The organism is Nocardia sp. NPDC003693 (assembly GCF_053981095.1).
Genome location: NZ_JBSFNO010000027.1, coordinates 26,255 through 52,777 on the forward strand (window position 1 = coordinate 26,255; position 26,523 = coordinate 52,777).

A 26,523-nucleotide genomic window follows, 5' to 3' on the forward strand; every position below is an offset into this window, starting at 1 on the left:
CGCGCTCGTACACACACCTTTCCGCCCGGTAGTACTCACCGGCACCCGCACGCGCGTTGAACGTCCCGGCGCGCATCGGGGCCGGTCGCCCTGCCGCGGCGCGGGCCGAACTGTCGCCGCCCGTGCGTGTTCCGCGCCTGCTACGGAGTTGTCCCCAGCTGTCCCCAATTCCCCAGCTTTGTCCCCAGGCTCGGCGCACACCATCCCCGGGTTTCGCACCCGGCGCGGTGGCGCGAGTGCGACATCACCGCCCGGCGCGGCCGTGTTCGTCGGCGGCATGCGGCAGAATCCTGCAGGACCACCGACCGGTGTGCGGCCCGCGAACGGGATCCGTGCGCGCGGGGCGGCGGGCGCGCACGGTGTTCACACAGCGCCGGCGAGCGACGGGACAACGATGAGAAGGGACAGGTGGAGTGGCCGAGCAGTCCGAACCCCGTGACCTCGATCGTCCCGCCGCCGCGAGCGGTGCGGCGGGTTCGGAACCGGAGTTGCGCGGGGTCGATCTCGCGCGCCGGGCATTGGAGGAGGCGCGCGCGGCGGCCCGCGCGGCCGGCAAGTCGGTCGGCCAGGGCCGGTCCTCGCCGCGCACGGGCGGGGTGCGCGCGCTGCGCGGCCGCCGCCGCGGCTGGTCCGGCGCGGGCCCGGACGATCGCGATCCACAGTTGTTCGGCGCGCTGACCAGTCAGCTGGCCAAGGGGCGCGGCTGGTCCGGCAAGGTGGCCGAGGGCATGGTCTTCGGGCAGTGGGCCAAGGTGGTGGGGGAGGACATCGCGGCGCACGCGCAGCCGATCTCGCTGGAGAACAGCGTGCTGAGCATCCAGGCCGAGTCGACCGCCTGGGCCACGCAGCTGCGCATGTTCCAGTCGCAGATTCTGGCCAAGATCGCGGCCGCGGTCGGCCACGGCGTGGTCAAACAGGTGCGCATCAACGGGCCCATCGCGCCGAGCTGGCGCAAGGGGGAGCGGCACATCAAGGGCCGGGGGCCGCGCGACACCTACGGGTAGATCCGCGGCCGACCCGAGCCGGAATCGCCTGTGGCGGAACCGGCCCCGCTCGTCCCCATCCCGACCGGCCCGCCGCTTCGTTCCACGTGAAACGGCGGGCCGTGTCGTGTCGGTGCCCCGCACTAGGCTGAACCTGTTCTCACGCGCGGCGCCCGGGCGTCGCCCCGGAATTCGCGGGCCCGCGATCACGATCACCGCGAACCGCATCGCAAACTCGTCCGCCGCGCGCTCGTCCGCCCGCTGAGGCTCTTTCCACGCCGTTCACCCATGACCGGACATATTGCTGGTCGATTTCTCGCACTCACGGCCCACTCAGGGGTGTCATAGGTGCATTCCTTGTCGGTCGTACCAGTAGGATGGGGGAGTAACTAGCGGCGATACCTCCCGGCGCGTTCAGCGACAGCTCGCGCGTGGACCCGTAACTCTCGAGCAGACATGCTTTCGGGCCCCACGTGTGCGCTCGTCCGGCGCCGGGAGGATCAGCAAGTAAGGAGAGCTACCGACCAGTGGCTGCCATGGACTCCAACGCAGACGGCTCGACCAAGCCCAAGTCAGGCAACCCGGGCTACGGTGCCGACTCCATTACTGTTCTCGAGGGCCTCGAGGCGGTCCGCAAGCGTCCCGGTATGTACATCGGTTCGACCGGCGAGCGCGGCCTCCACCACCTGATCTGGGAGGTCGTCGACAACTCCGTCGACGAGGCGATGGCGGGCTACGCCAGCCGCGTCGATGTCACGCTGCTGGCGGACGGCGGCGTCGAGGTCGTCGACGACGGCCGCGGTATCCCGGTCGGCATGCACGCGCAGGGCGTACCGACCATCGAGGTCGTCATGACCCAGCTGCACGCGGGCGGCAAGTTCGACTCCGACGCCTACGCGGTGTCCGGTGGTCTGCACGGCGTCGGCATCTCGGTGGTGAACGCGCTGTCCACCCGCCTCGAGGCCGAGGTCGACACCGACGGCTTCCACTGGACCCAGGAGTACAAGGATTCCAAGCCGGGCCCGCTCGCCAAGGGCGACGCGACCCGGCGCACCGGCACGACGATCCGGTTCTGGGCCGATCCGAACATCTTCGAGACCACCACCTACAACTTCGAGACGGTCGCGCGCCGGCTGCAGGAGATGGCGTTCCTGAACAAGGGCCTCACCATCACCCTGACCGATCAGCGGGTCGCCGAGAACGAGATCACCGACGAGGTGGTCAGCGATACCGCCGAGGCGCCCAAGCACGTCGACGAGAACACCCCGGCCGCCGAGCCGAAGGTCAAGACCCGGACCTACCACTACCCGGGCGGCCTCGAGGACTACGTCAAGCACATCAACCGGACCAAGACCCCGATCCACAATTCGATCGTGGGCTTCACCGGCAAGGGCACCGGGCACGAGCTCGAGGTCGCCATGCAGTGGAACTCGGGCTACTCCGAGTCCGTGCACACCTTCGCCAACACCATCAACACCCACGAGGGCGGCACCCACGAGGAGGGCTTCCGCGCGGCGCTCACCACGGTGGTGAACAAGTACGCGAAGGACAAGAAGCTCCTCAAGGAGAAGGACGGCAACCTCACCGGCGACGACATCCGTGAGGGCCTGGCCGCCATCGTCTCGGTGAAGATCTCGGACCCGCAGTTCGAGGGCCAGACCAAGACCAAGCTGGGCAACACCGAGGTCAAGTCGTTCGTGCAGCGCACCTGCAACGAGCATCTCGCGCACTGGTTCGAGGCGAACCCGGCGGACGCGAAGACCATTGTCACCAAGGCGGTCTCGTCCGCGCAGGCCCGCGTGGCCGCGCGCAAGGCCCGCGAGCTGGTGCGCCGCAAGTCCGCGACCGACCTGGGCGGGCTGCCGGGCAAGCTGGCGGACTGCCGCTCCAAGGATCCGGTGAAGTCCGAGATCTACATCGTGGAGGGCGACTCCGCCGGTGGTTCGGCCAAGTCCGGCCGCGACTCGATGTACCAGGCGATCCTGCCGCTGCGCGGCAAGATCATCAACGTCGAGAAGTCGCGTATCGACAAGGTGCTCAAGAACAACGAGGTCCAGGCGATCATCACCGCCTTCGGCACCGGCATCCACGACGAGTTCGATATCGCCAAGCTGCGCTATCACAAGATCGTGCTGATGGCCGACGCCGACGTGGACGGCCAGCACATCTCGACGCTGCTGCTGACCCTGCTGTTCCGCTTCATGCGCCCGCTGGTCGAGCACGGTCACGTCTACCTCGCGCAGCCGCCGCTGTACAAGCTCAAGTGGCAGCGCAGCGAGCCGGAGTTCGCGTACTCCGACCGCGAGCGCGACGGGCTGCTGGAGGCCGGTCTGGCCGCCGGCAAGAAGATCAACAAGGACGACGGCATCCAGCGCTACAAGGGTCTGGGCGAGATGAACCCGAAGGAGCTGTGGGAGACCACCATGGATCCGACGGTCCGCGTCCTGCGTCTGGTGACGCTCGACGACGCGGCCGCGGCCGACGAGCTCTTCTCGATCCTCATGGGTGAGGACGTGGAGGCGCGCCGCAGCTTCATCACACGCAACGCCAAGGACGTTCGGTTCCTCGACGTCTAGCGAGGCAGGGCCCGGGGGTTCGATTCCCCTAGGCCCCTCCTGCGTCCGGAACCATCCAAAAGACTTCCTACGGAGACCAATTCATGACTGAGACCGAGCTTCCCCCGTCGGGCGGCGACCGCATCGAACCGGTCGACATCCAGCAGGAGATGCAGAACTCCTACATCGACTACGCCATGAGCGTCATCGTCGGGCGCGCGCTGCCCGAGGTGCGCGACGGCATGAAGCCGGTGCACCGCCGGATCCTGTACGCGATGTACGACAACGGCTACCGCCCGGACCGCAGCTACGTGAAGTCCGCGCGCCCGGTCGCCGACACCATGGGCAACTACCACCCGCACGGTGACACGGCGATCTACGACACCCTCGTCCGCATGGCCCAGCCCTGGTCGCTGCGCTATCCGCTGGTCGACGGGCAGGGCAACTTCGGTTCGCGCGGCAACGACGGCGCGGCCGCCATGCGCTACACCGAGTGCCGCCTGACCCCGCTCGCGATGGAGATGCTGCGCGAGATCGACCACGAGACGGTCGATTTCACGCCGAACTACGACGGCAAGACGCAGGAGCCGGTCGTGCTCCCGGCACGCGTGCCCGCGCTGCTGATGAACGGCTCCAACGGCATCGCCGTCGGTATGGCCACCAACATCCCGCCGCACAACCTCACCGAGCTGGCCGAGGCGATCTTCTGGGCGCTGGACAACCACCTCGCCGACGAGGAAGCCACCCTCGAGGCGTGCATGGAGCGCGTGAAGGGCCCGGATTTCCCGACCGCGGGCCTGATCGTGGGCACCCAGGGCATCAACGACGCGTACCGGACCGGCCGCGGCTCGATCCGCATGCGCGGCGTGGTGGAGATCGAGGAGGACTCGCGCGGTCGCACCACGATCGTCATCACCGAGCTGCCGTACCAGGTCAACACCGACAACTTCATCAACGCGATCGCCGAGCAGGTCAAGGACGGCAAGATCGCGGGCGTCTCGGACATCCACGACGAGTCCTCGGACCGCGTCGGCATGCGCATCGTGGTCACGGTCAAGCGCGACGCCATCGCCAAGGTGGTGCTGAACAACCTCTACAAGCACACCCAGCTGCAGACCTCGTTCGGCGCGAACATGCTCTCGATCGTGGACGGGGTGCCGCGCACGCTGCGCCTGGATCAGATGATCCGGCTGTACGTGACGCACCAGTTGGAAGTGATCGTCCGGCGCACCAAGTACCTGCTGCGCAAGGCCGAGGAGCGGGCCCACATCCTGCGCGGCCTGGTGAAGGCGCTCGATCAGCTGGACGCGGTCATCGCCCTGATCCGCCGCTCGGCCGACACCGACACCGCCCGCACGGGCCTGATGCAGCTGCTCGAGATCGACGAGGTCCAGGCGACCGCGATCCTGGACATGCAGCTGCGCCGCCTGTCCGCTCTCGAGCGCCAGAAGCTGATCGACGAGCTGGCCAAGATCGAGCTCGAGATCGCCGATCTCAAGGACATCCTGGAGCGGCCCGAGCGCCAGCGCTCGATCGTCCGTGACGAATTGGCCGAGATCGTCGACAAGCACGGCGACGATCGCCGCACCCGGATCATCGCCGCCGACGGCGATGTCGCGGACGAGGATCTGATCGCCCGCGAGGACGTGGTGGTCACCATCACCGAGACCGGGTACGCCAAGCGCACCAAGACCGACCTCTACCGGTCGCAGAAGCGCGGCGGCAAGGGCGTGCAGGGCGCGGGTCTCAAGCAGGACGACATCGTCCGGCACTTCTTCATCACCTCCACGCACGACTGGCTGCTGTTCTTCACCAACAAGGGCCGGGTGTACCGGGCCAAGGCGTACGAGCTGCCCGAGGCGCTGCGCACCGCGCGCGGTCAGCACGTGGCGAACCTGCTGGCCTTCCAGCCGGACGAGAAGATCGCGCAGGTCATTCAGCTCAAGACCTACGAGGACGCCCCGCACCTGGTGCTCGCCACCCGCAACGGCCTGGTCAAGAAGTCGCGCCTGACCGACTTCGACTCCAACCGGACCGGCGGCATCGTGGCCGTGAACCTGCGCGACAACGACGAATTGGTCGGCGCCGCACTGTGTTCGGCCGAGGACGATCTGCTCCTGGTGTCCGCGCACGGCCAGTCGATCCGCTTCTCCGCCAACGACGAGGTGCTGCGCCCGATGGGCCGCGCGACCTCCGGCGTGCAGGGCATGCGGTTCAACGCGGACGATGAACTGCTCTCGCTCAACGTGGTTCGCGACGGCGACGGAATCTACCTGCTTGTCGCGACCGCGGGTGGGTACTCCAAGCGCACCGCGATCGACGAGTACACCGCTCAGGGCCGTGGCGGAAAGGGTGTATTGACCATTCAGTACGACCCGAAACGTGGCAGTCTGGTCGGGGCGCTCATCGTCAACGATGACGACGAGCTGTATGCCATCACTTCGGGCGGCGGAGTTATTCGCACTGCGGCCAATCAGGTTCGTAAAGCCGGACGCCAGACCAAGGGTGTGCGATTGATGAACCTCGGCGAGGGCGATACGTTGCTTGCGATCGCGCGGAACGCGGACGAGCCCGACCAGGTCGCCGATGACGACACCGGCGATTCGGCGAAGCAGTAGTTTCACCACACAGCGGCGGCACAACGGATCGAAGGATTCACCATTGACCACGAATCAGCCGAATGACCAGCGCGGTCACGCCAACGGTGTGACCGAGAGAATCGCACCGTCCCCGATTCCGCCGCGCCCGCGTCCGGGATCCGGGAACGAGGGCGGTGTGCCGCAACCGCACGAAACGCCGGACGCCTCCGGCGATTTCGCGCCGGAGGCACCCGGGGCGCGCACGACGGACCAGTCCGAGGCGGCCGCTCCCGAGGCGGTGGAGGGTCAGGCTGGGAATTCGCCGTATCAGGACGGGGGTTGGTCGCAGCTGCCGCAGCGCGAGCCGCAGTCCAACCTGTACCGGCCGGGCCAGTCGCCCACCACCGGTCGCCCGGCGGGCGGCGGCGGTCTGGGCGGCGGTGGGCTCGGCGGCGGTGGCGGGCTCGGCGGCGGCGGCCTGAACGCCGGCGCCTCCAACGCCCGCACGACCGCGGACCTCGCGGCCAAGGCGGCCCGCAAGGAGGCCGCCATGGTGAAGTCCGTCGGCATCGACGGACCGACCCGCAGCATCGCCCGTCCGGAGCTGGTGAAGGATCTGCCGGACCTGTCGGAGATCCGGCATCCGCTGCCCATGCCGGAACCGATTCCGCCGGCCGGTCCGGTGTCGCCGTCCGCTCCGGCGGCGGTGGCGCAGGCCGCGGCCACCGGTGAGCCGCTGCGCGCCACCGTGCAGGTGCGCCACATCGATCCCTGGTCCACGCTGAAGGTTTCGCTGGTGATCAGCGTGGCCATGTTCTTCGTGTGGATGCTGGCGGTCGGCATGCTGTACCTCGTGCTCGAGGGCATGGGCGTGTGGGAGCGGCTCAACAGCACCTTCACCGACATGGTGTCGGACAGTTCGTCCTCGGGAATCATCGACGCGGGCTCGGTCTTCGGCTACGCCGGCGTCATCGGCCTCATCAATGTGGTTTTGCTCACCGCGCTCTCCACGGTGGGCGTGTTCGTCTACAACCAGTGCTGCGATCTCGTCGGCGGTATCCAGGTGACCCTGGCGGACCCCGATTAACGGTCGCTGATCCCGTGCCGAAACGGCCGGTCCCGCCTGTAATTTCAGGCCGGTGACCGGCCGTTTTGCTTATCCGCACGGTCATCCGGTAATCTTCTGCCTCGGTCAGGGTGACACACTCTGAACCGGATGAGGGCCTATAGCTCAGGCGGTTAGAGCGCTTCGCTGATAACGAAGAGGTCGGAGGTTCAAGTCCTCCTAGGCCCACTCTCGAACATCACAGTAGGGTGGGATTCATGAAATTTCTCCTCACGGTCGGTGTAGTCGTCGCGGTGATCTTCGGAATCAGCAAGCTCCGTCAGCGCAGCGACGCGGATCTCTGGCACGAGGTAACCACTCGCTGATGTGATCCTCTTCGGGACTCGTCCCGTTCGGGGCCTTAGCTCAATTGGCAGAGCACTGCCTTTGCAAGGCAGGGGTTAGGGGTTCGATTCCCCTAGGCTCCACAATCTCTCGCAGGTCAAGCCCACATCAGTGATCTTGGCCGTGTCGCGCGTCCGCGGTGTCCACGAACCCGCCGACCGTCCCGGGCCCGGTGCCGGGGAATCCGCCGCCGCTGTTCCTCATGACACGAACGGTGCTCGGTTGTGACACGAGACAGTGCGCTGAACCGGCGCCTGATCGCCCCGTAAGGTGACTGCATGGCTGCCACGGAAATCTCCAAACTCGTCCAATCCGTGGTCGAGCCGTACCTGCTCAACGGTCCCCGCAAGTACAACCGCCGCGAAGTCGCCCGGCGCACCGGGGTGCCGTCCTCGCTGACCCGCAGGCTGTGGGTCGCGCTGGGTTTCCCGGCCGATCCCGACGACGACGCCGTCGAGTACACCGACGCCGATATTCAGGCCGCGCGGACCTTCGCGCGCCTGAATGTGCTCGCGGAAGCGGACATTCACCGGCAGACCACCACCGCGCGCACCCTGGGCCGGTCGATGGCGCGGCTCGCGGAGTGGCAGGTCGATCTGGTGACCGAGGAGATCCAGGCGCGGATCGCCAACCGGCTGGCGGAGGATCCGGGCGCGGATCGGGCCGAGGTGGCGCGCGCGGCCACCGAGGAGGTGGTGTCCGATTTCGAGGCGCTGCACTCCTACGCGTGGCGCCGGCACCTGGACGCGGCCCTGGCCCGTTCGCTGGACGAGGGCACGTACGCGGGGGACACCCAGCGCATGCTGGCGGTCGGCTTCGCGGACATGGTGGGGTACACCCGCCTGACCCGGCACCTGGAGGTGGAAGAGCTGGCGGCGCTGCTGGAGGCGTTCGAGGCGGCCACCAGCAACGCCATCACCGCCAACGGCGGCTGGGTGATCAAGAACGTGGGCGACGAGGTCATGTTCGCGTCCTACAGCGCCGAGCAGGGCGCGCGCATCGCGCTGGCCATCCAGGAGGCCGCCACGGCCTCGCACGGCGTCACCCAGGAGTTGCGGGTGGGTCTGGCGTACGGCGAAGTCCTGCAACGCTTCGGGGACCTCTACGGGTCGGTGGTGAACGTGGCCGCGCGCCTCACGGGTGTGGCCCGGCCGGGCACGGTGCTCATCGATGACGGTGCGGCACAGGAGATCAGCTCCGATCCGCAGTTCGATCTGCGGCACCTGCGCACGGTCCGCGTCCGCGGCATCAACCGCCTGCACGGTCATGTGTTGCGCCGCAACGAGATCCGGCCGTTGGTCTGATTCGTCTGATTGATCCCTCGTCGCCCCGGCGGGCGAACCTACCCCGGACATGGGGGCGGGCCTCGGCGAAGGGGGGGAGTTAGCCGAGGCCCGCGTAGGGTCGGCCCGGGGGGGAGGGGCCGACGAAAACGATCCTACGCGACACCGGCAGATCGCGTGGCCATCGGGGCATCGCGTTCGGAAGATTTTTTGCACCGAAACCTGTCGTACCCCTGTGCGAACATGTGTTCGTACCGGAACCGCGGTGTTATTCAGGTGACATTTCGCGGCGATTCGGACGATACTTGCCCCATATGTCCGATCTCGTTCCGTGGCGTTCGCGCAGTTCAGACCCCCTGCGAGCGCCTCACCACACGACATCAGGAGAATCATGCCCGACGCAGTAGTCGCCGAGGGTCTGGTCAAGAAGTACGGCCGGACGGTCGCACTCGACGGACTCGATCTATCCGTGCCGGAGGGCACAGTCACCGCACTGCTCGGCCCCAACGGCGCGGGTAAGACGACCACGGTGCGCGTACTCACTACCCTGCTCATCCCCGACTCCGGCCGGGCCACGGTCTCCGGTGTGGATGTGCTGAAAGAGCCGCAGCTCTTGCGATCTCGGATCGGCACCTCCGGGCAGTACGCCGCGGTCGACGAATATCTCACCGGTTTCGAGAACCTCGAGATGGTGGGCAGGCTCTATCACATGGGTACCAAGCGCAGTAAGGAGCGCGCCCGCGAACTGCTGGAGCGCTTCCGGCTCTCCGACGCCGCCGATCGCCCGGTCAAGGGCTACTCCGGCGGTATGCGCCGCCGGCTCGACCTGGCGGGCGCCCTGGTCGCCAATCCGCCCGTGCTGTTCCTGGACGAGCCGACCACCGGCCTGGATCCCCGTGCGCGCCTTGATCTCTGGGACGTCATCGAGGAACTGGTCGCCGGCGGCACCACGCTCCTGCTCACCACCCAGTATCTGGAGGAGGCCGATCGCTTGGCCGATTCCATCGCCGTCATCGACCACGGCAAGGTCATCGCCGAAGGCACCAGCGATGAGCTCAAGGCCCTGGTCGGCGGCGACCGCATCGAGTTGACCGTCGACCACGTCGACAGTCTCGGCGTCGCGCACGAGGCGCTGATCAACCTGGCACAGGGGGAGATTCGGCTGGAGCCGGGTCTGCGCCGCATCATCGTCCCGGTCAGCGACGGCTCGCAGGCGCTGGTCGACGCGATCGGGCAGCTGGCCAAGCACGAGGTCGTGATTCGCGACGTGGCACTGCGCCGCCCCTCGCTCGACGACGTGTTCCTGACCCTCACCGGTCACGAGGCCGAGGATCTGGTCAACGGCGCCAAGGCCGCGACGACGGAAGGACAGAACTGATGAGTGTCGTCACCGCCGCGAAACCGTCGCTGGCCGAACGCGCTTCGATGCTGGTCAGCGACAGCCTCACCATCACCAAGCGCAACGTCATCAAGATTCGCCGCGTCCCGGACGTGCTGATCTTCTCGACGCTGTCGCCGATCATGTTCGTGCTGCTGTTCGCGTTCGTCTTCGGCACGGCCATCAAGATTCCGGGTCTCGAGGGTGGCTACCGCGAATTCCTCATCGCCGGCATCTTCGCCCAGACGGTCGTCTTCGGCGGCACGTTCACGGGTCTGAGCCTGGCCGAGGACATTCAGAAGGGCATCATCGACCGCTTCCGCTCGCTACCCATGGAACCGGCCGCGGTGCTCATCGGCCGCACCCTGGCCGACGTGGTCATCAACGTGGTGAGCCTGATCGTCATGTCGCTGGCTGGTCTGGTCGTCGGCTGGCGCATTCGCGGCTCGTTCCTGGACGCGGTGCTGGCCTACGTGCTGCTGTTGCTGTTCGCCTACGCGATCTCGTGGATCATGGCCGTCATCGGCCTGATGGTGCGCGCGCCCGAGGTGTTCAACAACGCGGTGTTCATGGTGATCTTCCCACTCACCTTCCTGGCCAACACCTTCGTGCCGCTCAACGATCTGCCTGGCCCGCTCAAGGTCTTCGCCGAGTGGAATCCGGTGTCGGCGCTGACCGAGGCCACCCGCGTGCTGTTCGGCAACACCAGTGCGGCGTTCCCGCCGCCGGATGCCTGGTCCATGCGGCATCCGGTAGCGACCACCCTCATCTGGGTGGTGGTGATCCTGGTGGTGTTCGTGCCGCTGGCGGTGCGGCAGTACAAGCGTTCGGTGAGCCGCTAGCCGCGGTCAGCGGTTGGTCTCCGCGTCCGCCAGCGGGGCGGGCGCGGAGCCGTTGCGGGAGTAGCCCAGCCGCGGCGGCTCGGCCGCCGGGACGGGCGGCTGCGGCCGCCGGCTCAGGACGAACGCGGCGGCCCCACCGGCCGCTGCCAGCAGTGCCGCCAAGATGATCGATTTGCGAGAGCGTCCCATCCGACCACTGTGTCACGGCACGCGACATCGCGCACCAATCGATTCGTGACCGAGCGGGGCCCGGGGGTGAACACCCCCGGGCCCCGCTCGTTTGTCGCCGGTCCGCTATTCGACCGTGACGCTCTTGGCCAGGTTCCGGGGCTTGTCCACATCCCGGTCCAGCGCGATGGCGGTGTGATACGCCAGCAGCTGCAGCGGGATGGTGAGAACGATCGGGTCGAGTTCGGGCGCCACCGCGGGTACCCGGATGACCGCGTCGGCCAGTCCCTCGGGCAGTTCGGTGTTGGTGACCGCGATGACGGGCCCGCCGCGCGCCTTGATCTGCTCGATGGTGGTGATGTTCTTGGCCAGCAGCTCGTCACCCGGGATCAGCACCACGCTGGGCATGTCGGGGTCGATCAGGGCCAGTGGACCGTGCTTGAGCTCGGAGCCCTGGTACGCCTCGGCGTGAATGTAGGAGATCTCCTTGAGCTTCTGCGCCCCTTCGCGGGCCACCGGCCAGCCGCGGACCCGCCCGACGAAGAACATGCTGCGGGCCTTGGCGTAGTTGGCCGCGATCTCGGCGATCTCGGCGTCCTGGGCGAGCACCGCTTCGATGGCGTCCGGCAGTGCCCGCAGACCGCCGACGATGCGCTCGCCGCCCGCGGCGGACAGGTCGCGCACCCGGCCGAGCAGCAGCGCCAGCATGGCGAAGGACACGGTCATGTTGGTGAGCGCCTTGGTGGAGGCCACCGAGACCTCGGGGCCGGCGTGCAGGAACACCCCGGCGCCGCATTCGCGGGCGATCGCGCTGCCGACCACGTTCACCGCGCCGATCACGCGCCCGCCCTTGCGCTGCAGCTCCTGGACCGCGGCCAGGGTGTCCAGGGTCTCCCCGGACTGGCTGATGGCCACGTACAGCGCGTCCGGATCCACCACCGGGTTGCGGTAGCGGAACTCGGAGGCGGGTTCGGCGGTCGCCGGAATGCGCGCCAGCTCCTCGACCAGTTGCGCGCCGAGCTGTCCGGCGTAGTAGGCCGAGCCGCAGCCCAGGAACACCACCTTGCGAATGCCGCGCAGTTCGCGCGCGTCCATGTTCAGCCCGCCCAGGATGGCGGTGGCGAAGCGTTCGTCGAGCCGGCCGCGCAGGGCGCGGCGGACGGCGTCGGGCTGCTCCGCCATCTCCTTGCGCATGAAGTCGTCGTAGCCGCCCAGCGCGTAGTCCTCGGCCGCCATGGCGATGGTGGTCGGGGTCTTGTCGGTGCGGCGCGCGTCCAATCCGAGTGTGCTGGTGCGGAATTCGCCCGCGCGCACGGTGGCCAGCTCGCCGTCGTCGAGGAAGACCACGCGCTGGGTGTGGTGCACCAGCGCGGCGACGTCCGAGGCGACGAACATCTCGCCGTCGCCGACGCCGAGCACGATGGGGCTGCCGTTGCGGGCGACCACGAGCTCGTCGGGGCGGCGCGGGTCGAGCACGAGCAGCCCGTAGGTGCCCTCGACGCGGTGCAGCGCGGTGCGGACCGCGTCTTCCAGGGAATCTGCGTCGGTCAGGGCGGCCGCCACCAGGTGGGCGATGGCCTCGGTGTCGGTGTCGGAGACGAATTCCACACCCGCGGCGGTCAATTCGGCGCGCAGTTCCTCGGCGTTCTCCACGATCCCGTTGTGCACCACGGCGATTCGGCCGGCACCGTCGGTGTGCGGGTGCGCGTTGGCGTCGCTGGGCTCGCCGTGCGTGGCCCAGCGGGTGTGCGCGATGCCGACGTTGCCGCGCAGGCGGGCGCCCTCGGCGTCCACCCGGTTACGCAGATCCTGCACCCGCCCTTGGGTTTTGGTGATCCGCAACCGGCCCCGGTGCGGGATGGCGAGTCCGGCGGAGTCGTACCCGCGGTATTCGAGCCGATGCAGGCCCTCGAGCAGGACCGGCACGGCGTCGCGGTGCCCGATGTATCCGACGATTCCACACATTGCGGCGAGGCTCTCCTCTATCCGTAGACGATGCGGCGCAGTTGCCGTTCGGTGAATTCCGGGGCGGCGACCGGCCGCCCGGCGAGTTCGGCGGCGAGCTGCCGCCAGATCTCGGCGTTGCGCACCTGCCGGCGCTGCAGTTCGGCGTGTCTGCGTCGCACGAACTGTTCGGCGGTCTCGTCGAAGTATCCGGCGACATCGGCGACCACTCGGGCCGCGACCGCTGCGGGTAGCCCGGTGGACGCCGCCACGTGGCGCACCAGATCGGCCGGAACCCCGTCATTCACCGCACCGAACCTGCCATGATCACCCCTACTCCGCAACTTATCTGCCCGGATTCGGGCAGGAAGTGCGGTGAATCTCGTGACCGGCGGTGTTTGCGGTGGGGACGGCCCCGGCTCGGGTCGCGCCGGTCCCGAGTGTCGGGAAACCCTGGACGCGCAACCAACTACCCTTGGCTCCGTGACCTCACCGAATCAGACCGCCGTGGCGACGCTGCACACCAACCTCGGCGATATCAAGATCGCGCTCTTCGGTAACCACGCCCCCGCGACCGTCCGCAACTTCCTCGGGCTCGCCGACGGTTCCGCGCCGTACACCACCCCGAACGCCTCGGGCACCAATTCCGGCCCGTTCTACGACGGCGCCGTGTTCCACCGGATCATCGACGGCTTCATGATCCAGGGCGGCGACCCGACCGGCACCGGCCGCGGCGGCCCGGGGTACGAGTTCAAGGACGAGTTCCACCCGGAACTGCGTTTCGACCGCGGCTACCTGCTGGCCATGGCCAACGCCGGCCCGGGCACCAACGGTTCGCAGTTCTTCATCACCGTGGGCCCGCAGTCGCACCTCAACCGCAAGCACACCATCTTCGGCGAGGTGCTCGACCCGGATTCGCGCAAGGTGGTCGACACCATCGCCACCGCGGCGACCGATCGCAACGACCGTCCCAAGGACGAGATCGCGATCTCCAGCATCACCATCTCCTGAGTTCACCCGATCCAGAAGAGAATTCGACATGAACCCGCACCAGCCCGCACCGACCTGTTTCCGGCACCCCGACCGGCCCACCGGTCTGGGGTGCACCCGGTGCGGGCGCCCGGCCTGCCCGGAGTGCCTCACCCCGGCCGCGGTCGGGCAGCACTGCGTGGAATGCGTGCAGCAGGGCCGCCGCGATGTGCGGCCGGTCCGCACGATGACCGGCGCGGTGCAGTCGGCGGTCGGCAAGCCGTACGTCACCTGGACGCTCATCGGGCTGAACGTCCTGGTCTTCGCGCTCACCGCGTTCCAGGCGAAGAACCCGGTCCAGAACACCGATTCGCAGCTGTTCCGGGATTGGCGCCTCATTCCCGCCCTGGTCGGTGAGGGCGAGTGGTGGCGGGTCATCGGTTCCGGGTTCCTGCACTACGGCCCGCTGCATCTGCTGGCGAACATGTTCGCGCTGTACGTGCTCGGCCCCTACTGCGAGGCCGCGCTGGGCCGGGCGCGCTACGTCTCGGTGTATCTGGTGTCGCTGCTGGGCGGTTCGGCGGCGGTGACGGTGCTCGGAAATCCGGGGGTGGCCACGGTCGGCGCCTCCGGCGCGATCTTCGGCCTGTTCGGCGCGGTCGCGGTGATCATGCTGCGCACCCGGCAGAACCTCACGCAGATCCTGATGCTGCTGGTGCTCAACCTGATCATCACCTTCGCGGTCCCGGGCATCTCGATGCTCGGGCACCTGGGCGGGCTGTTCGTGGGCACACTGGCCGCGGGCGGGATCCTGTACCTGCCGCGCTGGCTGAAGGCGAAGACCCCGCAGGCGGCCATGGCCATCGGCTGGGCGTCGGTGGCGGCGCTGGCCGTCATCACGATCGCGGCCATCGCGGTGGGCGCGCCGGACTTCACCGATCTGCTGAACTAGCGCGCCGCGGGACGATCAGCGCGGAAGGTAGGCCCGCAGGACGTCCATGACGTCCTCGGGATGGGTGCCCAGATCCCAGCGGCCGAAGATGAGCAGCCGCTCGTCGCCGTCGGGTTCGGCGATGTCCATCTCCAGCATGGGCATGCGCCGGCCGAGCCGGCGGTAGCTGATCACGCGGGTGCGCACGATGCGGTCCGGGGTGTAGCGCTGGGCCCCGGTCAGGCCGCGCACCACGATTCGCGGCGGATCACCGGGTTCCACGGCCAGGCGCGGGCGCTGCCGGAACCCGAGGACGGACAGGAAGATCAGGCCGAGCGCGGCCACCCCGATGAGCAGCCTGCCCGCCGCGTCGGTGGCGAGCGCGCTCGCCACGAGCAGCCCGAGGCCGCCGATTCCGCAGGCGATCACCGCGGGCAGGGGGGTGGCCCAGTCGAGTCGAGGGGTGGGCTCGGTCACTGTCCCCAGTCTCTCCTCGAGTTGTCCACACGGTTATCCACAGGTGTGTATGAATAACAATCGTGTAAGGCGATCATCGCCAGCGCATGGTCATGATCAGGCCGACGACCATCAGGCCGAAACCGATCAGGAAGTTCCACGGCCCGAGGTCGTTCATCCAGGAGATCTGCTCGGCGGCCAGGTAGTAGACCAGCAGCCAGACCAGGCCCGCGAGCATGAAGCCCAGCATGATGGACACGTACCAGACCGGCGACGGCCCGGCCGATTTCACCTTCACGGGCGTACGGCTGGCCGGGTTGATCGTGTAGTCGGTCTTCTTCCGGACCTTCGACTTGGGCATGACGTCCTCAATTTCGGCGTGCAGTCTCGATGAGATTATCCCAGGTCACTCGGGGACTGCTTCCCCAAGCCCCGTGAGGAGTGTCGAGGGATCGGCCCCCGAACTCCGGGACCGGGCGGTCTGCCCGGGTCTCTGTGGCAAGCGTGCCCCAAAGTTCACCGGCTGGGGAAGGAACGATCCGTGATCGTTGTGTACGGGGTTGTGGATCACTGTGGACGCGCGGGCCAACCCGGTATTGCGTGCGACGCGCAGGCGCAGGCCAACTACTCTCGACTCATGCGTGTTCTGGTCGTCGACAACTACGACAGCTTCGTGTTCAACCTGGTGCAGTACCTGGGCCAACTGGGTGCCGAGGCGACCGTCTGGCGCAACGACGACGCACGGCTGGCCGACGTGGACGCCGTGGTGCGGGACTTCGACGGTGTGCTGATCTCGCCCGGGCCGGGTACGCCCGAGCGCGGTGGCGCCAGCATGGACCTGGTCCGGGCCGCGGCCCGGAACGAGCGCCCGCTGCTCGGGGTCTGCCTCGGCCATCAGGCCATCGGCGCGGCGTTCGGCGCGACCGTCACCCGCGCCCCGGAACTGCTGCACGGCAAGACCAGCGAGGTCTTCCACATCGGCGCGGGCGTGCTGGCCGGGCTGCCGGATCCGTTCATCGCCACCCGCTACCACTCGCTGACCGTGGTCGAGGAGACCATGCCGCCGGAGCTGGAGGTGCTGGGCCGCACCGAGTCCGGCATCGTCATGGCCATGCGGCACCGCACCCTGCCCATCCACGGCGTGCAGTTCCATCCCGAGTCCGTGCTCACCCAGGGCGGGCATCGCATGCTCGCGAACTGGCTGGGCGTGTGCGGCGAACGCCCGGACGAGGCCCTGGTGTCCAGGCTCGAGGCGGAGGTCGCGGCCCTCGTATGAGTGCGCCCGGTGCGCGGCCGTACGTGCTGCTGTCGGTCGCCGTGAGCGTCGACGGGTACATCGACGACGCGTCCCCGGACCGCCTGCTGCTGTCCAACGCCGCCGACTTCGACCGGGTGGACGAGCTGCGGGCGGAGTCGGACGCGATCCTCATCGGCGCGGGCACCCTGCGCGGTGATGATCCGCGACTGCTGGTCGACAGCGCCGACCGCCGGTCGCGGCGGCTGGCCGCGGGCAAGCCCGAATACCCGCTGCGCGTGGTCGTCTCGGCGTCCGGCGCGGTGAGCCCGGCGGCGCGGCTGTGGCACGCCGGCGGCGACCGGGTGCTCTACACCACCGATTCCGGGCGAATCGCGCTGGGCGGGCGGCTCGATGCCTGCGCCGATGTCGTGTCCCTGGGCCACGCGATCGACTTCGCCGCACTGCTGGACGATCTAGGACGGCGGGGTGTCGGCCGGCTGATGGTCGAGGGCGGCGGCTCGATACACACCGCCTTCCTGTCCGCGGGTCTGGCCGACGAGCTCAGCATGGCCGTCGCGCCCCTGGTGGTGGGCGATCCCGCCGCCCCGCGTTTTCTCGGGCCCGCCGAATTCCCGGGCGGTCCCGCGTATCGCATGCGGCTGGCCGAGGTCGGCCGCGTCGGAGATGTGGCCGTGCTGCGCTATCTGCCCAAGGAGGGTCCGGATGTCCATGCCGCACAAGAACGATGAGGCACGCACCGATCGCGGCTGGATGCGGCACGCGATCGGCCTCGCCCGCCTGAGCCCGCCCAGTTCGACCGCGTTCTCGGTGGGCGCGGTCATCGTCGGCGCGGACGGCGTGGAGATCATCCACGGCTGGTCCCGTGAGACGGATGAGAAGGTGCACGCCGAGGAATCGGCCCTGAACAAGCTCGAACCCGGCGATTCCCGGCTGCCGCACGCCACCCTCTACAGCACCCTCGAGCCCTGTTCGCAGCGCGCGAGCCAGGATCGCAAGCCCTGTGCCGACCGGATACTGGCCGCGGGCATCCGCCGCGTGGTCATCGCCTGGCGCGAGCCGGGGACCTTCGTGGACAACTGCCAGGGTGTGGAGAAACTGCGAGAGCACGGCGTCGAGGTCGTGGAGCTGGGGGATCTGGCCGACGAGGCCATGTCGATGAACCGGCATCTGTCGCTCTGACTTTCGCGCCCGCCGGGCCGAATCGGGCTGCCGGGCGGGATGTCTCGCCCCGGAACGACGAAAGCCGCACCCACGGGTGCGGCTTTCGTGGTCTATCGGCCGGGTCTCACGGCGGTCCCAGGGACAAGACCCCTGTCGTGATGGTCACCGTCTGGCTCTTGGAGATGGACGATCCGGCCGTCGGCTGCTGTGCGAGCACCCGGCCCACGGCGGAGGCGTCCAGCGTGCTCTGCGTGGTCTGGCTGATCTGACCGTTCCAGCCACGCTGGCGCAGGATGTCCACGGCCTGCGCCGGGGACAGCCCGATGAGGCTGGGCATGGGGATCTGATCGCCGCTCGAGACCTGCACGGTGATCGCGGAACCCTTGTCCGCCATGGTGCCCGCGCCCGGGGTGGTGCCGATGACGGTGCCCTTGGGCTGGGAGTTCGGCACCTCCTGCACGGTGACCTTGAAGCCCGCGCTCTCGGTCAGGTTCGGCTGGGCCACATCGATGTTCTGGCCGATGACGTCGGGGACGCGGACCTTCTCCGGACCCGAGCCGAGGGTGATGGTGACCAGTCCGCCGGCGTCGATCTTCTGGGCTTCGCCCGGGACCTGGCTGGTGACCTTGTCCTTCTCCTCGGCGGCGGAGGCCTCGCGCTGGGTTTCCGGATTGAGCCGCAGGCCCACCGCGTTCAGTTGCTGTTCGGCCTGCTGCTGGGTGAGCCCGGCCAGGCGCGGCACCGGGACCTGCGAGGGCCCCGACGAGATCTGCAGGGTGACGGTGCTGCCCTTGTCGATGCGCGAGCCGCCCAGCGGCTGGCTGGAGATCACGTTGCCCTCGGCGATCTTGCCGTCGGCCTTGCTGGCCTTGACGACGGTGAAGCCGAGCCGCTCCAGATCGCGTTGCGCCAGTTCGCCGTTCTTGTTCGCCATGTCCGGCACGGTGATCTGCTCGGCGTTGCTTCCGGGCCCGAGCAGCGCCCAGAACAGGCCGAAGGCGACGGCGAGGGTGCCGAGCACGCCGGCCACGATGAGCGCGGTGCGCCGCGGGTTGCCGTCGTTGTCGACGATCTCCTGTTCGGTGGTGTCGTCGCGGCGCTCGACCGTGCGGTAGCTGCGCGGGGGCGGCAGGTCGTCGTCGAGGAAGCTGTTGCGGTCCTCGTCGCTCATGACCATGGGCGCGGTGGGCTTCTGCCCGCCCAGCACGCGGATCAGGTCGGCGCGCATCTCCGCGGCGGTCTGGTACCGGTTGGCCGGGTTCTTGCTCATGGCCTTGAGCACGACCGAGTCGAGTTCGCGTGGGACGCTGGGCAGTACGTGCGAGGGCAGCCGGGGGTCCTCCCGGACGTGCTGGTACGCCACCGCTACCGGTGAGTCGCCGGTGAAAGGCGGTTCGCCGGTGAGGATTTCGTACAGCACGCAGCCGACCGAGTACACGTCCGAGCGCGCGTCGACCTGTTCGCCGCGCGCCTGTTCCGGCGACAGGTACTGCGCGGTGCCGATGACCGCGGCGGTCTGGGTCATGGGGTTGGAGCTGTCGGCGAGGGCGCGCGCGATGCCGAAGTCCATGACCTTCACCGCGCCCGCACGGTTGATCATGATGTTGGCGGGCTTCATGTCGCGGTGCACGATGCCGTTTCGATGCGAGAAGTCCAGCGCCGCACACACATCGGCGATGATCTCCATGGCGCGCCGGGGCGGCATCGGGCCCTTGCCGCGCACGATGTCGCGCAGGGTGTCGCCGTCGACGTACTCCATGACGATGTACGGCAGCGGGCCGCCGTCCACCTCGGCCTCGCCGGTGTCGTAGACCGCGACGATGGCCGGATGGTTCAGCGCCGCCGCGTTCTGGGCCTCGCGCTTGAAGCGCAGGTAGAACGTGGGGTCCCGGGCCAGGTCGGCGCGCAGGACCTTGATCGCCACATCCCGGGCCAGGCGCATGTCGCGCGCCTTGTGCACCTCGGACATGCCGCCGAAACCGATGATCTCGCCCAGCTCATAGCGGGACGAGAGGTTCTTCGGGGTCGTCATCGCTGTCCTTGGGGGATGGCTGGATCACTGTCGGTTGCGCCCTCGACTCCTCGAGCACCGGGAATTGGGAATGATGGTATGCCGATGCCCGGACGGCCCGCCGTGGTGGTCGTGGTCGCGCCCGCCGTGGTGGTCGGCGGCGCGGTCGTGGTCGGCGGGACCGTGGTCGTGGTCTTGGGAACCGTGGTGGTCACCGGCGGCGTCGTCGTCGGCGGCACCGTCGTGGTCGGCGGTTCCTCGGTGGTGGGCGGCGGCTCGTAGGTGGTCACCGGTGGCGGAACCGGCTTCTCCTTCGTCGTAGTGGGCGGAACGGTGGTCGTGGTCGTACTCGGCGGCGCGGTCGGCGCGATGACGGCGCTGGTCCGGGTGGTCGGGGCCGGATCGTCCGGCGTCCCGCTGAGCAGCACGAAACCCGCCGCGGCGCCCAGGATCAGCGCGCCGACACCGAGTCCGGCCAGGGCCTTCTGACTGTTGGTGAACCGGCCCTGCGGCTCCGGCTCACCGGCCGGGGGCGCACCGAAAGCGGTGTGGCCCACCGGGGTCTGCGACCCGGACATCATGACCGTCGCGCCGGTCGGCGGCGCGGGCGGGGGCTGGCGCATCGGCTGCGGCGGCGTCGGGTACCGGGTGGTGGCCGAGTCGGGACGCGGCGCGTTGGGGATGATCACCGTCGGCCCGGGCGGCAGCACCCGGGTGGCGCCGGTCGGGGCGATGCCGCCGCCGGGGGTGGGCGTGCGGCGGCCCGCGCGCACCGCGGCCACCGCGTCGGCGAACTCGCCGCCGGTGGCGAAGCGCTGCTGCGGATCCTTGGCCATGGTGATCTCGATCAGCTCGCGCACGTTCGGCGGCAGATCGGCGGGCAGCGGCGGCGGGGTCTCGCGCACGTGCTTCATCGCGACGGTGAGCGCGCCGTCGCCGGTGAAGGGCCGTTCCCCCGCCAGCGCCTCGTAGCCGACCACGCCGAGCGCGTACACGTCCGAGGCCGAGGTGGCGTCCTCGCCGGTGGCCTGCTCGGGCGCGATGTACTGCGCGGTGCCCATGACCATGCCGGTCTTGGTCACCGGCGAGGCGTCCACGACCTTGGCGATGCCGAAGTCGGTGATCTTCACCTGGCCCGTGGGGGTGACGAGGATGTTGCCGGGTTTGACGTCCCGGTGCACCACGCCCGCCGAGTGCGCCACCTGCAGCGCGCGCCCGGTCTGCTCGAGCATGTCCAGGCCCTGCTGGACCGAGAGCCGCCCGAGCCGGGACAGCACCGCGTTGAGCGGTTCGCCCTGCACCAGTTCCATGACCAGGTAGGCCATTTCGCCACCCGACGGATCGAGCGTCTCGCCGTAGTCGTAGATGCCCGCGATACCCGGATGGTTCAGCTGTGCCGTCGTCCTGGCCTCGGTCCGGAACCGGTGCCGGAACGTGGGGTCGGCGGAGAACTCCGCCTTGAGCACCTTGACCGCGACGCGGCGGTCGAGGCGGGTGTCGAGCGCTTCCCAGACCTGGCCCATCCCGCCGGTGGCGATGAGCCGCTGCAGCCGGTAGCGGTCCGCGATCATCGCACCGTTGTTCAGCATTCCAGACCCTGTCTACCTTGCGCCTTCATGTCGTTCAGCCCCCCAGTCCGGCATCGAGCACCGCGCGGGCGACCGGGGCCGCGACCGAGCCGCCGGTGGCGGCCAGCGAGCGGTCGCCGCCGTTCTCGACGATCACCGCGATCGCGATCTGCGGTTTCTGCGCCGGCGCGAACGCGATGTACCAGGCGTGGGGCGGGGTGTTGCGCGGGTCGCTACCGTGTTCGGCGGTGCCCGTCTTCGAGGCGATCTGGTAGGCCCGCTGGCCGCCGCCCTGGGTGTTCTTCTCCGATTCGATCATCATGTTGGTCAGCTGGGTGGCCACCGGGGCGCTGATCGCCTGCCCGACCGACATCGGCTTGATGGTCTCGAGCATGGTCAGGTCGGGCGCCTGCAGCTGATCCACCAGATGCGGCTGCATGCGGACGCCGCCGTTGGCCACGGTGGCCGCGATGACGGCGTTGTCCAGCGGGGTGAGCGCCACATCGCGCTGACCGATGCTGCTCTGGCCCAGGGCCGCGCCGTCCGGGATGGTCCCGACGGTGCTGTCCGCCCACGGAATCGGAATGTTGGGGTGCTGCCCGATACCGAAGGCGGCGGCCTCGTCCTTGAGCCGCGCGGCCCCCACCTTGATACCGAGTTCCACGAAAGCCGTGTTACACGAGCGCTTGAACGCCTCGGCGAGCGACGCGGTGTCGGAATCGCCGGGGCCGCAATGGCTCCCGTTGTAGTTCTCCAGCGTGGTGGTGGTGTCCGGCAGCGTGATGCGGGGCGCGGCGGTGAGCTGATCGTCCGGCTTGGCGACGCCGTTGGCCAGCGCGGCCGCGGTGGTGATCACCTTGAACGTGGAGCCCGGCGGATAGGTCTGCGAGACGGCGCGATTGAGCATCGGCTGGCGCGGATCGGTGCGCAGAGTCTGCCACGCCTGCGCCGAGGCGGCGCCGTCGTGCCCGGACAGCAGGTTCGGGTCGTAGGACGGGGTCGACACCATGGTCAGGATGCGGCCGGTGCTCGGCTCGATGGCCACCACCGACCCGGTGTAGCCCTTCGCGGTGAGCTGCTCGTACGCCACCTGCTGCATCACCGGGTTGATCGTGGTGATCACGTTGCCGCCGCGCGGATCCCGGCCGGACACCATGTCGATGAGCCGCCGCCCGAACAGCTGGTTGTCCGAGCCGTTGAGCACCGAGTCCTCGGCGTGCTCGAGCCCGGTGCTGCCGTACTGCATGGAGTAGAAGCCGGTGACCGGCGCGTAGCCCAGCGGATCGGTCGGGTAGGTGCGCAGGTACCGGTAGCGGTCGTCGGTGGACACCGAACTCGCCAGCACGGTGCCCTGGGCGGAGATCTGCCCGCGCTGGCGGGCGTACTCGTCCAGTAGCACCCGGACGTTGCGCGGATCGTTGCGCAGGCTGTCGGCCTTGAAGACCTGGACGTAGGTCGCGTTGGCGAGCAGGGCCAGCACCATGACCATGACGGCCATCGCGACCCGGCGCAGCGGCGTGTTCACGCGAGGCCCCCCTTCGGCGGCCGGCGCACCATCTGGGTGGGCGCCTCCGCGATCGGCTCCGGCGCCTTCTTGCGCACCGGCGCGGGCGCGCGCGCCGCGTCGGACACCTTGATCAGCAGCGCCAGCAGCGCGTAGTTGGCCAGCAGCGACGAGCCGCCGTAGGACACGAACGGGGTGGTGAGACCGGTCAGCGGGATCAGCTTGGTGACGCCGCCGACCACCACGAACAACTGGATCGCGATGGTGAACGACAGGCCCGCGGCCAGCAGCTTGCCGAAGCTGTCGCGCACCGCCAGCGCGGTCCGCAGACCGCGAATGACGAAGACGCAGAACAGCATCAGCACGGCGGTCAGGCCGATGAGGCCGAGTTCCTCACCGATGGACGTGATGATGAAGTCGGTCTTGGCGAACGGCACCTGCGAGGGCCTGCCGCTGCCGAGACCGGTCCCCGCCAGCCCGCCGGTGGCCAGGCCGAACAGCGACTGCGAGATCTGATACCCGGTGTTGCTGTAGTCGTCGAACGGGTGCAGCCAGGTCTCCACGCGCACCTGCACGTGCCCGAACATCTTGTAGGCGAAGAAGAATCCGACGCCGAGCAGCCCGAGGCCGATGACCACCCAGCCCACCCGCTCGGTGGCGATGTACAGCATCACCAGCACGGTGCAGAAGATGAGCAGCGAGGTGCCCAGGTCCTTCTCGCGCACCAGCACGCCGATGCAGACCAGCCACACCACCAGGATCGGGCCCATGTCGCGGGCGCGCGGCAGTTCCATGCCGAACACGTGCTTGCCCGCGGCGGTGAACAGATCGCGCTTGGCGACCAGCACCCCCGCGAAGAAGATGATCAGCAGGATCTTCGCGAACTCACCGGGCTGCATGCTGAAGCCCGGCAACCGGATCCAGATCTTCGCGCCGTTCACCTCGGAGTACTTGCTGGGCAGCAGCGCCGGGATGGCGAGCGCGACCAGGCCGACGAGCCCGAGGGTGTACGCGTAGCGGGCCAGCGTGCGGTAGTCGCGCAGCACGATGATGACCCCCATGAAAACCACCATCCCCAGCCCCGTCCACAGCACCTGCTGATTGGCATCGGGGGAGGGGATGGACTTGGAGGCGAAGATCGCGTCCTGCTTCTCCGCCAGGTCCAGGCGGTGGATCAACACCAGCCCGAGCCCGTTCAACAGGGCGACGATCGGTAGTAGCAGGGGGTCCGCGAAGGCCGCGAAACGCCGCACCGCCAGGTGCGCCACCCCGAACAGGGCCATGTAGGCCGCGCCCAGTTTGGCGATGTCCCAGGAGATGGACTGTTCCTGACTGGCCTCGACCAGCACCAGCGACACCGTCGTGATGACCGCCGCAAGTCCGAGGAGCAACAGTTCCACATTCCGCCGGGTGGACGGCGGAGGCGCGGGAGCGAATCCGCCCGGCGGACTGGGAAATGCCCCAGCGGACGGTGGTGCCGGTGCGGACATCAGTCCGCCACCCTGCAGTTCTGCCCAGGCTGCTGCGGCGCTGTCGTGGTGGTGACCGACGGCTGGTCGGTCTTGCGCGGCTCCAGCGGCCGGTTCTCGCCACCGGGCTGCGCGCCGGGGGTGGTGGTCGGGACGACCGTCGTGCTCGCGGGCGCGTTGCTGTCGCTGGGCGGCGTGGTGGTCGTGGGGGGCGGCGTCGAGGCGGCCGGCTTCTCGCACGGGGGCAGCAGTTCACGCTCGGCGAGCGCCTGCATCTGCTTGACGGCGTCGTCGTGCGAGCCGGGAGGCAGCCCCTTGTCGACCGAATCACGGCCGGTGGGCTTGAGATCGATGAGTTTGAGTTCGCGGCAGCCGGCGGGGAATTCCGCGTCGGGCGCGACCAGTTGCAGATCGCCGCCGCGGGTGACGCAACCGCGCTGATCCACATCGCGAATGGAGTACCCGAGAACCGAACCGGGCAGACCGCGGTGAATCACCACGCGGTCACCGTCGGCGCCCACGTAGTAGTTGCCGCGAATCATGTTGTAGCCCACCGTCAGACCCGCCCCGACGGCCACCAGCAGCGCGAGTGACAGTGCCACCCAGCGCAGTTTGTGACTCTTCTTGGGCGGATCCGGCTCCGGCTGCGCGACCGCGCGCCGGGGTGCGGCGCGCGGTGGTCTCATGGCGGCGGCTCGGCCGGCGGCGGTGTTGGGTGGGGGAGTGTCCTCGTCCTGCCCCGACGCCGCGCCCGCGACGATGGGGTGGCTCTGCCCGTAGTCCAGGTCGATGACATCGGCGACCACGACGGTCACGTTGTCGGGACCGCCACTGCGCAGGGCCAATTCGATGAGCCGATCCGCCGACTCGTCGGTGCTGCCCTCGCGCAGGGTGTTGGCGATGGTCTCGTCACTGACCACGTCCGACAGGCCGTCGGAGCACAGTAGGTAGCGATCACCGGCCCGCGCCTCGCGCACCACCAGGGTGGGCTCGATCTCGTTGCCGGTGAGCGCCCGCATGATGAGCGAACGCTGGGGATGGGTGTGTGCCTGCTCCGGGGTGATGCGGCCCTCGTCCACGAGCGACTGCACGAAGGTGTCGTCGCGGGTGATCTGGGTGAGCTCGCCGTTGCGGAGCATGTAGGCGCGGGAGTCGCCGATGTGGGCCAGGCCGAGTTTGCGGCCCGCGAACAGGATGGTGGTGAGCGTGGTGCCCATGCCATCGAGTTCCGGTTCCTCCTCGACCTGATCGGCGATGGCGGCATTGCCCTCGCGCACAGCGCGATCGAGCTTGCCGAGGAGATCGTCGCCGGGCTCGTCGTCGTCGAGATGCGCCAGCGCGGCGATCATCAACTGCGAGGCGACTTCACCGGCGGCGTGGCCGCCCATGCCGTCCGCGAGCGCGAGCAGTCGCGCGCCGGCGTAGACGGAGTCCTCGTTGTTGGCTCGGACGAGACCGCGGTCGCTACGTGCGGCGTAGCGGAGAACAAGAGTCACGATCGCAGCTCGATCACTGTCTTACCGACACGGACAGGGGTGCCGAGTGGAACTCGCACCGGGGTGGTGACCTTCGACCGGTCGAGGTAGGTCCCATTGGTGGAACCGAGATCCTCGACGTACCAGTCCTCCCCGCGCGGCGAGAGTCGCGCATGCCGGGTGGAGGCGTAGTCGTCGGTGAGGACCAGTGTGGAATCGTCCGCGCGCCCGATCAGCACCGGCTGCGCGCCGAGCGAGATTCGAGTGCCGGCGAGTGAACCCTGAGTCACCACGAGATATTTGGCGCCCTTCTGGCCTCGGCGCAAGGATGGGAGCACCGCTGAACCACCTGGGGCCCGTGGTGCGACCCGGATGCCGGAGGCCGCGTAGATATCGCTGCGCAAGGTCCGGAGCACCGCCCATACGAACAGCCACAACAACAGCAGGAACCCCGCACGGGTCAATTGCAGGATCAATCCCTGCACGGTGCTCCACCTCCTGTTCGACCGTGTCGTAGGTACGGCTTTCGACCCCCAACC

24 protein-coding genes and 2 tRNA genes are annotated in these 26,523 nt (G+C 68.7%); 15 read left to right on the forward strand and 11 right to left on the reverse strand.

Features of this window, described 5'->3' with window-relative positions:
• Nucleotides 1-413 precede the first annotated feature (413 nt).
• The 10 genes from ACWDOP_RS26175 (at nt 414) to ACWDOP_RS26220 (ending at nt 11,070) form a co-directional block, all read left to right on the forward strand.
• On the forward strand, nt 414-1,004 hold the full coding sequence (locus tag ACWDOP_RS26175; protein WP_454200807.1) for a DUF721 family protein: 591 nt from the start codon (nt 414-416) through the stop codon (nt 1,002-1,004).
• Nucleotides 1,005-1,519: 515 nt separating this feature from the next.
• Nucleotides 1,520-3,559 carry a DNA topoisomerase (ATP-hydrolyzing) subunit B gene (gene gyrB / locus ACWDOP_RS26180; RefSeq protein WP_454200806.1) on the forward strand — a complete coding sequence of 680 codons (2,040 nt, stop codon included), beginning with the start codon at nt 1,520-1,522 and terminating at the stop codon, nt 3,557-3,559.
• Between the two features lie 83 nt (nt 3,560-3,642).
• Nucleotides 3,643-6,156, forward strand: a complete 2,514-nt coding sequence (gene gyrA, locus ACWDOP_RS26185; RefSeq protein ID WP_456347163.1) for a DNA gyrase subunit A — start codon at nt 3,643-3,645, stop codon at nt 6,154-6,156.
• Nucleotides 6,157-6,313: 157 nt separating this feature from the next.
• Nucleotides 6,314-7,204 (forward strand): DUF3566 domain-containing protein, encoded by an 891-nt coding sequence (locus ACWDOP_RS26190; protein ID WP_454200804.1) that lies wholly within the window; start codon nt 6,314-6,316, stop codon nt 7,202-7,204.
• A 133-nt stretch (nt 7,205-7,337) separates the two neighbouring features.
• Nucleotides 7,338-7,411, forward strand: a tRNA-Ile gene (locus ACWDOP_RS26195).
• Nucleotides 7,412-7,440: 29 nt separating this feature from the next.
• Nucleotides 7,441-7,548 (forward strand): DLW-39 family protein, encoded by a 108-nt coding sequence (locus ACWDOP_RS26200; protein ID WP_454200803.1) that lies wholly within the window; start codon nt 7,441-7,443, stop codon nt 7,546-7,548.
• Nucleotides 7,549-7,577: 29 nt separating this feature from the next.
• A tRNA-Ala gene (locus tag ACWDOP_RS26205) sits at nt 7,578-7,650 on the forward strand.
• A 195-nt stretch (nt 7,651-7,845) separates the two neighbouring features.
• Entirely contained in the window at nt 7,846-8,871 is a 1,026-nt protein-coding gene (locus ACWDOP_RS26210) for an adenylate/guanylate cyclase domain-containing protein (RefSeq protein WP_454200802.1), read from the forward strand.
• Nucleotides 8,872-9,241: 370 nt separating this feature from the next.
• Nucleotides 9,242-10,228 carry an ATP-binding cassette domain-containing protein gene (locus ACWDOP_RS26215; protein ID WP_456347164.1) on the forward strand — a complete coding sequence of 329 codons (987 nt, stop codon included), beginning with the start codon at nt 9,242-9,244 and terminating at the stop codon, nt 10,226-10,228.
• A complete protein-coding gene (locus ACWDOP_RS26220; protein WP_456347165.1) occupies nt 10,228-11,070 on the forward strand; it encodes an ABC transporter permease in 843 nt (280 codons plus the stop codon). Before ACWDOP_RS26215 ends, ACWDOP_RS26220 begins: the two co-directional genes overlap by 1 nt.
• Before the next feature lie 6 nt (nt 11,071-11,076).
• Here ACWDOP_RS26220 and ACWDOP_RS26225 read toward each other — a convergent pair whose 3' ends face one another.
• The 3 genes from ACWDOP_RS26225 to ACWDOP_RS26235 all read right to left on the reverse strand — a co-directional run bounded on the left by ACWDOP_RS26225 (nt 11,077) and on the right by ACWDOP_RS26235 (nt 13,490).
• Nucleotides 11,077-11,259, reverse strand: coding sequence for a hypothetical protein (locus ACWDOP_RS26225; protein WP_354991561.1), 183 nt, complete (start codon nt 11,257-11,259; stop codon nt 11,077-11,079).
• A gap of 105 nt (nt 11,260-11,364) precedes the next feature.
• On the reverse strand, nt 11,365-13,203 hold the full coding sequence (gene glmS / locus ACWDOP_RS26230; protein WP_454200799.1) for a glutamine--fructose-6-phosphate transaminase (isomerizing): 1,839 nt from the start codon (nt 13,201-13,203) through the stop codon (nt 11,365-11,367).
• A gap of 17 nt (nt 13,204-13,220) precedes the next feature.
• The gene (locus ACWDOP_RS26235) at nt 13,221-13,490 is read right to left on the reverse strand and encodes a hypothetical protein (protein WP_454200798.1); all 270 of its coding nucleotides are present in this window, start codon (nt 13,488-13,490) and stop codon (nt 13,221-13,223) included.
• 175 nt (nt 13,491-13,665) lie between these two features.
• Between ACWDOP_RS26235 and ACWDOP_RS26240 the strand changes: the two genes are divergently transcribed.
• Both ACWDOP_RS26240 and ACWDOP_RS26245 read left to right on the forward strand, forming a co-directional pair.
• The gene (locus tag ACWDOP_RS26240) at nt 13,666-14,193 is read left to right on the forward strand and encodes a peptidylprolyl isomerase (protein WP_456347166.1); all 528 of its coding nucleotides are present in this window, start codon (nt 13,666-13,668) and stop codon (nt 14,191-14,193) included.
• A gap of 28 nt (nt 14,194-14,221) precedes the next feature.
• Nucleotides 14,222-15,103: a rhomboid family intramembrane serine protease gene (locus ACWDOP_RS26245; protein WP_456347167.1), complete on the forward strand. Its 882-nt coding sequence runs from the start codon at nt 14,222-14,224 to the stop codon at nt 15,101-15,103.
• Nucleotides 15,104-15,118: 15 nt separating this feature from the next.
• Here ACWDOP_RS26245 and ACWDOP_RS26250 read toward each other — a convergent pair whose 3' ends face one another.
• Together ACWDOP_RS26250 and crgA are read right to left on the reverse strand one after the other, a co-directional pair.
• Complete coding sequence (locus tag ACWDOP_RS26250; RefSeq protein WP_456347168.1) at nt 15,119-15,559, reverse strand: PH domain-containing protein; 441 nt, start codon at nt 15,557-15,559, stop codon at nt 15,119-15,121.
• A 73-nt stretch (nt 15,560-15,632) separates the two neighbouring features.
• Entirely contained in the window at nt 15,633-15,899 is a 267-nt protein-coding gene (crgA, locus tag ACWDOP_RS26255) for a cell division protein CrgA (protein ID WP_454200794.1), read from the reverse strand.
• Between the two features lie 276 nt (nt 15,900-16,175).
• Between crgA and ACWDOP_RS26260 the strand changes: the two genes are divergently transcribed.
• From ACWDOP_RS26260 to ACWDOP_RS26270, 3 genes are read left to right on the forward strand one after another with little or no spacing between them, the layout of a single operon-like run.
• Entirely contained in the window at nt 16,176-16,814 is a 639-nt protein-coding gene (locus tag ACWDOP_RS26260) for an aminodeoxychorismate/anthranilate synthase component II (protein WP_454200793.1), read from the forward strand.
• Complete coding sequence (locus ACWDOP_RS26265; RefSeq protein WP_456347169.1) at nt 16,811-17,524, forward strand: RibD family protein; 714 nt, start codon at nt 16,811-16,813, stop codon at nt 17,522-17,524. The genes ACWDOP_RS26260 and ACWDOP_RS26265 overlap by 4 nt, the downstream gene beginning before the upstream one ends.
• Nucleotides 17,499-17,975, forward strand: a complete 477-nt coding sequence (locus ACWDOP_RS26270) for a deaminase (protein WP_454200791.1) — start codon at nt 17,499-17,501, stop codon at nt 17,973-17,975. Before ACWDOP_RS26265 ends, ACWDOP_RS26270 begins: the two co-directional genes overlap by 26 nt.
• 106 nt (nt 17,976-18,081) lie before the next feature.
• Here the strand turns inward: ACWDOP_RS26270 and pknB are convergent, their stop codons facing one another.
• The 6 genes from pknB to ACWDOP_RS26300 are packed head-to-tail and all read right to left on the reverse strand — an operon-like array spanning nt 18,082 to nt 26,469.
• Nucleotides 18,082-19,989, reverse strand: a complete 1,908-nt coding sequence (gene pknB, locus ACWDOP_RS26275; RefSeq protein ID WP_454200790.1) for a Stk1 family PASTA domain-containing Ser/Thr kinase — start codon at nt 19,987-19,989, stop codon at nt 18,082-18,084.
• The gene (locus ACWDOP_RS26280; protein WP_456347170.1) at nt 19,986-21,557 is read right to left on the reverse strand and encodes a serine/threonine-protein kinase; all 1,572 of its coding nucleotides are present in this window, start codon (nt 21,555-21,557) and stop codon (nt 19,986-19,988) included. The genes pknB and ACWDOP_RS26280 overlap by 4 nt, the downstream gene beginning before the upstream one ends.
• A gap of 34 nt (nt 21,558-21,591) precedes the next feature.
• A complete protein-coding gene (locus tag ACWDOP_RS26285; RefSeq protein WP_454200788.1) occupies nt 21,592-23,061 on the reverse strand; it encodes a peptidoglycan D,D-transpeptidase FtsI family protein in 1,470 nt (489 codons plus the stop codon).
• Complete coding sequence (locus ACWDOP_RS26290; RefSeq protein ID WP_454200787.1) at nt 23,058-24,530, reverse strand: FtsW/RodA/SpoVE family cell cycle protein; 1,473 nt, start codon at nt 24,528-24,530, stop codon at nt 23,058-23,060. Before ACWDOP_RS26290 ends, ACWDOP_RS26285 begins: the two co-directional genes overlap by 4 nt.
• Nucleotides 24,530-26,005, reverse strand: a complete 1,476-nt coding sequence (locus ACWDOP_RS26295) for a PP2C family protein-serine/threonine phosphatase (RefSeq protein ID WP_454200786.1) — start codon at nt 26,003-26,005, stop codon at nt 24,530-24,532. Before ACWDOP_RS26295 ends, ACWDOP_RS26290 begins: the two co-directional genes overlap by 1 nt.
• Nucleotides 26,002-26,469 (reverse strand): FHA domain-containing protein FhaB/FipA, encoded by a 468-nt coding sequence (locus ACWDOP_RS26300; RefSeq protein ID WP_354988195.1) that lies wholly within the window; start codon nt 26,467-26,469, stop codon nt 26,002-26,004. Before ACWDOP_RS26300 ends, ACWDOP_RS26295 begins: the two co-directional genes overlap by 4 nt.
• Nucleotides 26,470-26,523 lie beyond the last annotated feature (54 nt).